Consider the following 12,532-nt stretch of genomic DNA (forward strand, 5'->3'; position numbering starts at 1 on the left):
ACGCATTCATCCCACTACCTTAGAGGTAGGGGATTTCTGCGGTAAAATGTTAAATCGTTCTATTGAGTTTGTACGAAGTTGACTTAACTGAATAACCAATTTGTATCCATACAAATTGAAAAATCATGGCTTAATTGAAAAATATTACTGATGATTTATTATGAACTTGCCATGCAATGACAACAAGTTAGACCATGTAACGGATACTTACTAATTAGGATGATTTAGTAAGAATAAATTAATATTACGTAAGGCTAATTTATGGTGTTGATGTGGTAATTTGACAAAATTACTGATTGATATGCTGATGTAAGATGCGCCTCAGTGTCAAAATAGTTTGGGGGTTTTCTTGAATACTGTGTCCCCCGTTGATAACTGTCTCGGATGCTGCACCGTCAAGATGAGCACTGGTATAAGGTACAATACCATCAGATAGGCGTTCTGTGAGTGCTTGATTTGTGTTTTCATCGACTGTCACTGCCGCGACAAACTGCTGGCTGGGCATCTCTGTGCTGTCATCCGTTGTGCCATTTATATCAACCATATCGTCTGTGCCAGGCATATCGCGCTTGGTATTCTCTTCTATCGCTTGTGACAAGTCGATCCTTGCATTGTCTGGCTGCATTTGTGCCAGACCTCTGGTGATATCAGCATCGTTGTTAGCAATAATAGAATGATAGGTAATGCGGTCATTGATAGCGATATCTTTGGTCAATTGGATAAATGAGGATTTATCACTTAGCTGACTGGCGCCGTTCTGCAAATACAAAGCACCTAGAGGGTTTTCTGCTAAATCGCCTTGGGTGGCCATGGTCGCTAAGTTATCTGTTACGGTCTTGACCAAACCAACTGGTAAATAGACGATGCGACGTAGCGCACGGGTAAACCAGCGGTCTGCATAGTCAGTACCACGAAAAGGCGCAGATAAAAACACAGCCGTATCTACTTGTGGTAATGCGTTGAGTTCAAAACGCGCTTTTAGCTCATTTTCACCAAATGATTTTTCAATTGCAGCGCGCATTTCACGTGTTTCGCGACTGGATAGTACGCCTTGGTCGTTTATGTTGTCTAGATCGTCGACCAAGTTGTCATCAGATATCATCATGCGAGCGATGATAGCACCCATGCTGTGCCCAATGATGACGCTCTCGTTGCTGGCGCGATGATTTCTTTGGGGGTCGGTTTGCGCATAAGTACTATTAATGAGACGCTGGATTTGATAGCGGTTTTCTAAAATAGGTAGGTTGGTTGGGTAAAATATTTGCCAGACTTGATAGTTGTCACGTAATTTATCATCGTTGAGAATATCGTTGGTCAAATTCACCCAAGTTGCTGGGCTAGATGCCAATCCATGAAGCATGATAACGACGCGTTTATCAGGATCGTAAGGCTCAAGCATGAACAGTTTTGGTAGTCTAGCATCAGGCTGGCGGGTTATTAGGTTTAAATAACCGACACTGTCTAGCTGGTTTTCTGACAGCCACAAGCCATAACCAGCAGAAAAGTTAGCAGCCAATGGGTATTCATTGTTGAGGATTTTGACGTTTGCCGTTTGATATGGATTATAGAGGTTGATGTCAAGTTCATGCGTGCTGAGCACTTCTAGTATGCTGTCGCCGCTTGGTTTGACCATGCCCGTTAATAATAGATGACCAGTGGGATATATGCGAGAGACTGGTGTGCTGTCACCGGAGCTTGAGTTGGCACTGGCTTGCTTCTCGTCCGTGTCGTCAGAGAAAGAAGATGACAGTAATTGACGAATGGTGGTCGTATAGCGATCGTCTAATGACGCGACCAAACTGACACCCAGCCCTGGGCGCTTGCTGATAGAGTTCAGACCAGAGAGTTGTATCTCACGAGTAGAAACCAAGTCTGCAAGTGCTGAAGATTGCTCATAAGCATTTTGTAGGTAGCTGCTTTCGTTTGGTAAATGCACCCCAATACGATAGTCATTGACTGTGAGGCTCATGACTTGTATTTGATCAGTGAGCTTTCTTTTTAGCGGTGGTGGGTTGGCAATTCTTGTTTGCTCGCGCTTACCTTTTTCGTTAGACGCTATAGGGGCGTAATCAATACTTGCTTCACCCAGCAATCCGGCAGCGTCATCTGTGGATTTATAGATTTGAGTGATTACATCGTTACTGGCTGAGTTATAAATATCTTGAGCTTGAATATCTGTGTCGTTCGGGATGTGGTTTTGCTTTTGAAGATTACTGTCGGTTTGGTCTGCACCTTGGAAGTCATGCTCTAAGCTGTCATAAAACAAATAAGCGTAGCTGGACTTAATGGCGTCATACAGTCGTTCTTGATAATTAGTCAAACAAAGACTGATGTTTTGTTGCTGGGCTTTGGCTTCATCTTCACTTAGTGGGGCGTTGGCGTAATAAGGATCAATCGGTGGCCGGGCAAGACTTTCTTGGCAGTCTGTAGAACTGGCAAGCTCTCGAGCTTTGGCATAATGCAGCTCCGCAAATGTTGCCAGTGCAGGACGGTAATGTTGATTGAGTATGCTGTCTGTCATCCGAGTTAGGCACAAATCAAAGTTCTGCATACAGGCTTGCTTATTGAGCCCAGCGGATAATAGTGCTGAGGAGGTATCGCTACTGAGCTCATTGCTAGTGACGATGTTGCTGCGCTGGGCTGCGATGGTCTGTGCTGATGTTTGTTTATCGACGGATACAGTGCTACAAGCAGGGAGAAGTACCACGGCTGCTATCCATGCGACTGTAACAATGGCGTTATTTTTTTTATTAGTATGATTCATCACGTGTTTGATAGGTCGAGTGAGTGTCATGTGTTTGTCCAATAAACGAATATCATAAAGGCGGTGTTATTTGCGGTCGCAAATAATAGTAATGTAAGTGTAGCGTAACTTGCAGTATTAGACTATTTTATTCTAAGTCTTAATAGAGGGCGTTTGATGAGTTGTCTGACATCTAATAAAATTGGGAAATGGCTTGGAGAAACGGACAGAGAGCAGCAGTGATAGTTTATAGTTGTTGGCTTATTAAGCGCCTGTTTATTGTAATGCCTGCTTATAAATGAGGTTCAACACACCTCAGTTTAGCGTTTGTTATCAAAGTCAACTGGACTGTTCTTTCTTTTTTCAGACACAAAAAAGCGCCTTCATTTTATGCTGCTATGCATTGAAGGCGCTTGTTTTGGAGGCGGATTACCCGAGTATAGGCAGATTAGCCTAGAGTGGTCTGTTGACGCTGCAAAGACTAAGTAGATGGAGTGGCGATGTCTACTACCTTAGGTACGACCTCAGTACTGACTAGACCGTTGGCTTCACGTTAATGTCAGGAGCAGGGATGTCCCAAATGTAGTATTTACCCGCTTCGATAATTTTGATCTGTTGAGGAATAACCACGTTGTCTGGGTGTTGGCTTTCGAGACGACGCAGGCGTTCTAATGCACTACTACGGCGATCGTTCAGTAGGTCAGATTGTGCCAAGCTCTGTTCTGCCTCGGTAAAGCCCAAAGAGACTGCACGGTCTAGGTATTTTTGCCCTTCTTTAAAACCACCACCTTCTGAGAGCATAATGCCATATAGGAAGTTAGCTTCACCACTATCGGGTTGGATTTTGATGGCACGGTCGACGTATTGGCCACCGCGTACGGTATAGTCTGACCCCAAGTCTAGATTCCTACCCATACCATTAAGTTTGGCAGCACGAATCAGCACATCGTAAGAAGCGTTTGGTGACTTGGCATAAGGGTCGATCCACTCAGAGAATTCTTTTATTGTTTCGCGCGTGTAATGGCGCTGTGAGCGGTTAGGGAAGTTCGTTGGGTGGTGAGTGGCATTTGGTGCTACGTCTTCGATGAAGTCATCAAGTAGGCTGACGTCCAGCTGGTCGATATTACTACCTCTTTGCTGAGGGATTAGTACGGTTGGTAAAAAGACGACATCAGACAGTTGTACTTGTGGCGTTGGTATATTGCTCAGCTGCCCAGTTTTTAGATCAATGCCAGTCGCTGTCGTCGTGCCGGGATTATACGGACGAGTGGTAGTAAAAGTTCCAGACGTGGCCTGCGGCAGATTTTGCTGAGCGCTGTTTTGTTGGTCAGTACTTAACTGAAACGTGTTGGCGTCAGCTTTGGGTTGAGCAAGACGAATCACTCGTTTACTTGAATCCATAGCGCTAGGTACAGCATTGGCGTTCGTTTCTTCAGCATTGACGGGAGCGGACAGCATCATGGCGCAGGCGGCCGCTAGCGCTGTCAAAGTTGCTAATTTGGGCGCTCTATGAGATGCGCTGGTAGAAAGAGGGGTGGGTTTCATGAAAGTCCTTACCTTATTTATTAGTCATTATTCAGCGATAGATAGAATGATGGTTGAGTCTGGTCTTCGGTAAAAAATCGTACAAATTTTTCATACCCTAGCAAATTAACACCAGTGCTATCAGTAGTAGGATTGTTAATAGTAATTGCTAATGAAAGTGAGCCATATTAGTACTTACCATATCAGGAATTTCGGTGCTCAATATTACGCTACCAAAACATTAGGCCTATCCTTATATATGATAGGCAGTGGCTTTCATGCGATTGGCCATCCAGCGCATGGTATGACGGACGGAGGGAGACAGCGCAGCGCCGCCACTTGCCAGTGCCAATTCGCGGTGGTGTAGCTCCTCAATGTCCATCTGCGCCAGTATCTCTTGTGAGCGCTGGTCGTGTTCGGGTAGCTGTTTGATATGGTCTTGCAGGTGCTCGCTGACTTGTGCTTCTGTTTCGGCGACAAAGCCTAAGCTGAACTCGTTAGAAATAGCCCCAGCGACGGCGCCAAGCCCAAAAGACATACCATACCATAATGGCGTAAAGATGCTGGCATGGCTGCCAAGCTCATCTAGTCGTGTCTCACACCACACTAAATGATCGACCTCTTCTTCGGCAGACTGCTGCATGGCTTGTTTGACGCCATTATCCTTTGCAGCAAATGCCTGCCCATGATATAGGCCTTGTGCGCATACTTCGCCAGTGTGATTGATGCGCATCAACCCTGCGACATGCCGTGCTTCGGTAATGCTAAGCTCAGGTATCTCATCATTACTGACGGGCAGAGGGCGAGTGCTAGGGTTGGAATGTGGTACGACAGCTCGTAACGCTTTATCGACCCCGAGTAAAAACTGATCAACTTTTGATAAAGGACGTGGCCCCATAATTCACTCCTGATGACTTTTAGGTACTATTAAAAAGTACGCATATCTGTTTTTGTGACAGTAATCGCTCAATCAATACAATCTGAATCACTTGATAAATGCGACCTACTTCAGCACAGTCTACTATAGCAAACAATCAAAATAAGCGGCAGCGATTTCACAATCACAGAGACACGCTACGGGTGCACTGTTTTGTGTTTATAGAGTAGTTTGTATTTATAGACCAGCCTCATCATGCGTTTGAATCACCGCATTTTTGACGTGTTTGTTTAGCTTAAGGTATAAAAAGATACCGAATGCAATATTGAGAAGTCCAGTCACTAAAAACAGCTGAGGTAGCGTCAAGCCCAATGTGTTGAGAATGACAATGGCAAAAATCGCTGAGGTGACCATAAATATCGCGTTGAAGATATTGTTGGCACCGACGATACGTGCACGATGGCTTTTGGGTGCATAGGCTTGCATAGAAGCATACAAGGGCACGATATATAAGCCACCGCTAAAGCCTAGAAAAAATAAATCAGCAAAGACGCGCCAGCTACCACTCATGCCAAACAAATCACTGATACTAAGTAAGGTTGCATCCGCAACTGCTATATCAAGGCCTGATAAAGAAAGGTATAGGTCTATCGCGAAGATACTCAGGCCAGCAATGCCAAAAGGCAACAGGCGTAGGCTGACTTGGTTTTTGGTCAACGTCTTACACAATAGAGAACCAATCGATACCCCAACAGAAAACAAAGTCAGTAAAAAGATGACCACTGACTCGTCACCATACAAGATAACCTTGCTAAACTCTGGCGTTTGAGTCAAGAAGGTTGCGCCATAAAACCAAAACCAACTGTTGCCAAGGATGACGAAGAATAAAAAGGGCAGTGAGTATAGATATCGTACCGTGGCCAAACTGGTGGTAAAGATATTCCAGTTGACTTTTAAGTTTGGCTGCATCGCTGGCATGGTTGGAATATAGCGTGCGGCTAAATAACCCAAAATCGAAACTGCCAATACAGCAGTACTAATCCAATAGAGAGATTGTGATAATTGGGTTAGCACACCAGCGACGATCATACCAAGCAAGATGGCAAGTGAAGTACCCATCTGAAACAGACCGTTTGCACCGACCAGCTCATTTTCTTTCATTGCTTGTGGTAAGTAGGCGTATTTAATGGGTCCAAAAAAAGTTGAGTGTGTCCCCATTAAAAACAGCGCCACAAATAACAAAACATACAATTCAAAAACAAAGCCAACAGCAGCAAGGGTCATAATCACAAGCTCGAGTAACTTGATCAGTCGTGTGAGCTTTGATTTTTCAAACTTATCTGCAATCTGTCCAGCCAACGCCGAAAACAAGAAGTACGGTAAAATAAATAGCATGGCGGCTAAGTTATTTAAGATACTAACTTCCATACTCAACTGACTGGCGGCAGTGTAAGTCAGCACTAATATAAGCGCTTGCTTAAAAATATTGTCATTAAAAGCACCCAAAAACTGGGTGAAAAACATGGCGCTAAAACGGCGGTGTTTAAATAACTGAAACTGGTTGGCCATGAAAATCCCTACAAACGGAACGCAGCTGATGCGTAAAAAGATGCCAAATAAGGCTTTTATATCTAAGTGATTGTTAGTAATATCAAAAACTTGTAAAAACAGAAACTTGCAAAAATAGACGTGGGGTTTGTCGATATTAATCCGTATAATAGCAAGGCTTACGTAAAAATACATGCGTACAGCGCTATGATTTCATAATTATCTAAGTTATGATTTGTAAATTTATAAGGCTGTATTGCTGGGTAAAGCGATGGGGACAGACCACTGTGATAAGTTAATTCACCGGTTTTGATTAATGATGAGCATCGTTGTTGATACTGTGCCGTGTGAGCTGATAGGGAACAACCATGGAACACCAGCCTTCAACTCTAGCGCACAATGTAGCCCTGATGCCGCGTGGTACGTCTACTGTTCAAGATAGTGGCAGCAACGAAACCCGTTTTATGAGTGTGTCGCGAAATCGCTTTAGGCGTTCAGCTCTTTTTACTGCCTTAACGAGCAGTTTGTTTGGTTTTGGTGTTGCACCAGCAGCTTTGGCTGAAACGCTGACCAATACAAATACGCCTACACAAACAATCCCCCAGCAAATAGAAAGTGGCTCAATAGAAAACAACTCCGTAGAAAGCAACTTAATAAATGCCAACTCAGTTGCTGCTCCAGAATCCAACCTTCAATCAGATGTTTCAAGTCCTGCTAACAATGGCTTAAGCGAGCAAGCCGCTGCTATACAGCAGCAAGGCTATCAAATGCTGACGCCTGAGCAGATAGATCGCCAGCTGGCTTCGTACAGCGACAGTGCTTTCGAAGGTACAGAACGTTTTGATATCGAGAGTAGTACGGATGATAGCGGCAGCTTTAGCACAGACAGCGCTACATACAACGATAGCGCGTTTGAACAACCCGTTTCCACACTAAATAATTCGACTACACCAATCGGTCTGGATAATACGCCAGATACGTTAACGGATGCGTCAAACACGCCTGCATCAAGCAATTCAAATACTTTATCAGGCACTTCAGGTACTTTATCAAGCAATTCAGATGCTGTGGGTGCAGGTGACACCGCTACTGAACAGGCAGAAGCACCTGAAGTGGCATTGAGTCCGACTGATACCGATACTGGTACTAATGTTGATATTGAAGAGTCGATTGGTAATAGTCGTACCGACGAAGAGATTATAGCAACTGAAGTCGTGGCTGGTACTGATACTGCTATTAATAATGCTGCTATTAACGGTAGCAATACGCCATCTGAAGTTATTGATCCCGACGAGTATTTGCCGGAATATCAGGCAGAAAGTCAGACGGATGGTCCAAATATCGATCAAGAAAATGGCCAAGGCAATGACTCTGCGCCATCGGATGGCGACGACGGCAACAATGAAAGTAGTAACGGCAGTATCATCGACCGTCTTTATAGTCGCATTTTTAATGCTGGCGTGATGGGCTTACCAAATGTGGAAACCACTGTCTATTTGCAAGAACCTGCAGATACTTCCGACGGAGAGCTGAGGTTAGTTGAGGCCGATAATGATACTCAGCCTATCAAAAATATTAAATCTGCATTGGATGACACAACGATACAGTCTATCGCTGATTTTACTTCAGCTGAGCCGCGTCTACGTGAGACTGCGTTAAATGCCGCAAAAGCAGTCGGCTATTACGATATTGCCTTACGTTTGAGCCAGGCTGATCAAGGCGAAATCGACGTCGTCATTGAAGAACTTGGTGATCCGGTGCGTGTGGAAAGTCGTTTCGTTGAGATTCGTGGTGAAGGTGGCGAACAGCCGGAATTTGCAACGTTTGAAGATGAGCTGCCTCCGCAAGAGGGTGATGTATTTAATCATCGTGTGTATAAGAACAGCAAGGCTGCTCTTGAGTCGCTGAGTGACACGTACGGCTACTTTGATGAGTATTGGCTAAACAGCTCTGTTGATATTATTTTACCTGACAACACCGCAGACCTTGCTTTGATTTACGATACTGGCGAACGCTATGAGTTTGATGAGGTGGTGTTTTTTACTTATGATGCAGAGACCAATACGCTGACTCGAGATCCAGATAAGTTGCCTGTTGAGCCGTCAGTATTGCAGCAATTGATCGATTTCAAGCCAGGCGATAAATTCGATCGATCGGCAGTGACCAAGTTCAGTAACCAGTTGTCGGCAACCCGCTACTTTAACACGGTCAACGTTGAGTCAATATTACCACCAGATGATAGTGGCCAAGACGACAATTTATCTTTTGATAATGAGCAATCGAATACTGACACCATGCTCGATGAAGATGTCAATGATGGCAGTGCGAGTCTGTCTAATGGCTCATCTGATATTGCGGATAGCACCGGTGATTTAGTAGTGTCCGAAAATGGACTTACAGACGAAGAGACTAGCGCTAATAATAGTGCTGAAGGTGAATTGGAAAGTGAAGTCACCGAGACCACCAACAGCGGAGAAACAGTAAATGCGGCTGATATCGCTGCCATTGAGTTTTCAGCGGATGAAGCAACGCTTGATAAGCTAGAAGCCGTCAAAGAAAAAGCCCAACGTTTAAGCCGCCTACCAAATGACCGTGTATTAGACGAGCAAGAGCAAGAGGCAGAAAACTTCTTAGGTAAAATTAGTGACTCCATTAGTGGTGTTGCTGAAAGCATATTCCCTGAAGAAAAAAATAGATTGGCTGATGAAGATTTCGTACCACCAACATTGGCAGGGCGTATAACACCAGAAGAAGTGGCAGAAAACAAAAAAGTGCCGCTCTATGTGTTCGTAGCATCCGGCCGACCACGTGATGCGCAAGTCGGCTTTGGTTATGGAACGGACATCGGTGCACGTGCGACAGCGAAAATAGATTTCAATCTACTTAACCGCCAAGGCTATCAAGCGGGTGCGGAGACCGAGATTTCTCGAGTCACTAAAAATGTGGCTGTCTACGCCAGCAGACCTTGGAAACATCCACTGAATGATAAGTTGGATGGACGTTTGAGCTATGAAGAAGAAGTCATCGACCAAGGTGAAGGTAACTTCGATTTATCCACCAGAACACTACAAGCGGCGCTCGCACGTAATATTAGGCGTGAAAACGGCTGGAATCACAGTTTATCTATGCGTTATCGCTATGATGAACTTGAGACAGGAGTTGATGACGCGGATTTGGAAGACCTTCCTATACAATTTACCTCGTCTAGTCCCAAACAGAAGGCATTGTTGTTTGGTTATGGTGTGAATAGAATTGACGTAGATAATGCGACCAACCCGACTCGAGGGACTCGTCAATATTATTCGCTTGAGGCAGGTTCTGATAAGATGCTAACTGATACTGATATGGCTATTGCTCGTGCTGGCGTCAGCGGGATTTATAGCTTCGGCGATGATAATAAGCATCAAGTACTCGGTAGTCTTAACTCTGGCTATATCTGGGCAGATGATTTTTATGATGTGCCATATAAGCTACGTTTCTTCGCTGGCGGCGATCAGAGTATTCGTGGCTATGACTATGAAAGTCTATCACCTTTGGAAAACGGCTATTTGACTGGTGGACAGATACTGGCAGTCGGTAGTGCAGAGTACAACTATGAGTTCATACCAGGTTTTCGTGGGGCGCTTTTCACTGATGTCGGTAATGCCTACGACGAAAATTTCGAGACTGAGACAAAGGTCGGTGTTGGCCTTGGTGTTCGCTGGGCTTCTCCGGTAGGTGTAGTACGAGTTGATGTCGCTGCTGGCGTGACAGAGGAGAGCGTGCCGGTCAAACTGCACTTCTTTATTGGCTCACCTTTATAATTACATAACTTGTTTTGTCTGCTATATATTGTGCCGTTATCTGGTCATCATTCTTTAACATAGTTGAGTTCCATGTTGAAAAAAAACACCCCGCCTAATAAATCCCCAGATGAAAATCCAGCGCAGCGCGATGCCCGTGCGGTCAAGCGCTGGTATCCCCTGTCTTTTCTGCTCAAGCTGTTGGCGCTCGTTCTGATCTTATTAGCAATAATGTTTGCCGTGTTTTTTTATGCAGCGAGTACTGATTCAGGTACGAAATTCATATTAGAAAAAGTCGGTGCTGAAACCGGTATTGATTTTAAATATGGTCGTGGCAATTTGCGCGATGGTATTTGGGTGACGGATATTGAAATCGCCGCAACTGAAGATCTTGAAATATCAGTTGATAAGGCCTACGTCAAGGTGGGTTGGCGTGCTGTGTTTGCTAAAGAAGTTCATCTGCGCGATGCAGATATACACACCATAGAAGTTATCAATAAAGCGCCACCAACGGGTGAGCCGTTCGACTATAAAACTCTGCAACTGCCAGTCAACTTGCGATTCGATCAAGCAAAAATAAAAAACGTGATCTATAAGCAAGTGACCAAAGAACCCGTTGTGGTTCATGACATTGATGCCCGTGATTTGACTTGGGTCGGTACCTTGGTAACCGTTGGTCGCGGTAATTTGCAGTATGCTGATATCGTCAAGCTCAGCGCCTTACAAGGTGAGATAGATTTGCAAGGTGACTATCCATTGGATTTGGACGCTATTGTAGAAGTAAGTGCGTTAGAAAAAGCCTATATTGACCCCTTAAATATCACTGCATCCGGAACACTGAAGCGTACTGTGGGTGAGGTACGCAGCCGCTACAATGATAGTGACGTTAGCGGTAATTTTGTCGTGCAAGGCATGGACGAAGACTCACCGTTCCAAGCACAATTGCAGTGGGATGATATCTTGATTCCGTATGCAGAAAGCCAAAATATACGTCTACAGAGCGGTACGGCGATCGCAAGCGGCGTCATATCTGAGATACAGCTGCGTATTAACACGGAACTGACGGCGAAAGATATCCCTTCAGGAGATTATCAAGCTCGTGGTGTCATCGCCGATAGTCAATTGCGTATTGATCGTTTAGAGGCTGATGTACCATCTGGAAATCTGGTCTTGCAAGGTGTTTTGGATTGGAAAGACAGTTTCGATGCCAGTCTGCGAGCGACAGGGGCTAATTTTGACATTCGTCGTGCCATACCAGATGACTATGCTGACTATAGAGCCTATGCGCCTGAAACCTTGAACGGTCGATTGTCAGTACAGTATCAGCAGCAAAACAGCGCTGGAAACCTACAAGTAGACGCTGATCTTCGTCAGGCTGATGGAGAATATATCGATGCCAATATCGTTCGTGGCAAGGTGTCAGCTAAATCTACGGAAGCGGCGCCTTGGTACGTTGATGCGCAATGGGAAAATCTTATTCGTCGAGACATCCCTAATATCGGCAATATTGACAGTCCAAGTGGGCAGGTAGATGTCATTGCTCGTGGTTCACGACTCTCGATTGATGCCGATGCCGCTATCAATGAGCTGAATGCCGCTCCCCAAGGGAGCTACGACCTTGCTGTGCGCAAAGTCGGAGACGTGATTGATATTAATCGCCTAAACTATGCTGGAATAGTGGGTGATTTATCAGGGACTGGGCGGATTCAACTAGCCAGCCAAAACAGCCCGTTAACATGGCAGATAGACGCGAGTACTAATGAATTGCTACCTAAGCAGTATCGTAGTGATTTGCCACTTGAGCGTCTGGTCGGCAATATCAGTGCCCGAGGTCGTATGCTCAATATTACCAAAGGCGATTTGAGCGGTCAGCGCCATATTATCACTTTAAATAACACTGATTTACAAGCAGCGCTTGATGAGACTCAAGACGGCAGTAATATCGGCTTGACCGGTGCTGGTGATGCCAGCGTTGATATGGTCCGCGGAGAATTGTCTATGTTCGATGTGCGTTTTGACGGTCAGGTAGATACGGCTGATGTACCAAAAGGTCGCCTT

At 44.9% G+C, this 12,532-nt stretch carries 5 protein-coding genes and 1 pseudogene; 2 read left to right on the forward strand and 4 right to left on the reverse strand.

The window, feature by feature from the left end; all coding sequences use genetic code 11:
• Positions 1-289: 289 nt before the first annotated feature.
• The 4 genes from L0J61_RS04645 to L0J61_RS04660 form a co-directional block, all read right to left on the reverse strand.
• Entirely contained in the window at positions 290-2,794 is a 2,505-nt protein-coding gene (locus L0J61_RS04645; protein WP_301465159.1) for a triacylglycerol lipase, read from the reverse strand.
• Between the two features lie 483 nt (positions 2,795-3,277).
• Positions 3,278-4,288, reverse strand: a complete 1,011-nt coding sequence (locus L0J61_RS04650) for a M48 family metallopeptidase (protein ID WP_301465161.1) — start codon at positions 4,286-4,288, stop codon at positions 3,278-3,280.
• 232 nt (positions 4,289-4,520) lie between these two features.
• The gene (gene coq7 / locus L0J61_RS04655; RefSeq protein WP_301465162.1) at positions 4,521-5,165 is read right to left on the reverse strand and encodes a 2-polyprenyl-3-methyl-6-methoxy-1,4-benzoquinone monooxygenase; all 645 of its coding nucleotides are present in this window, start codon (positions 5,163-5,165) and stop codon (positions 4,521-4,523) included.
• 216 nt (positions 5,166-5,381) lie between these two features.
• Positions 5,382-6,713 (reverse strand): MFS transporter, encoded by a 1,332-nt coding sequence (locus L0J61_RS04660; protein ID WP_301465163.1) that lies wholly within the window; start codon positions 6,711-6,713, stop codon positions 5,382-5,384.
• 347 nt (positions 6,714-7,060) lie between these two features.
• Between L0J61_RS04660 and L0J61_RS04665 the strand changes: the two genes are divergently transcribed.
• Positions 7,061-10,495, forward strand: a complete 3,435-nt coding sequence (locus L0J61_RS04665; RefSeq protein ID WP_301465165.1) for a BamA/TamA family outer membrane protein — start codon at positions 7,061-7,063, stop codon at positions 10,493-10,495.
• Between the two features lie 72 nt (positions 10,496-10,567).
• A pseudogene (locus tag L0J61_RS04670) lies at positions 10,568-12,532 on the forward strand (hypothetical protein); the annotation flags it as partial.

Source organism: Psychrobacter sp., assembly GCF_030457785.1.
Taxonomy (GTDB): domain Bacteria; phylum Pseudomonadota; class Gammaproteobacteria; order Pseudomonadales; family Moraxellaceae; genus Psychrobacter.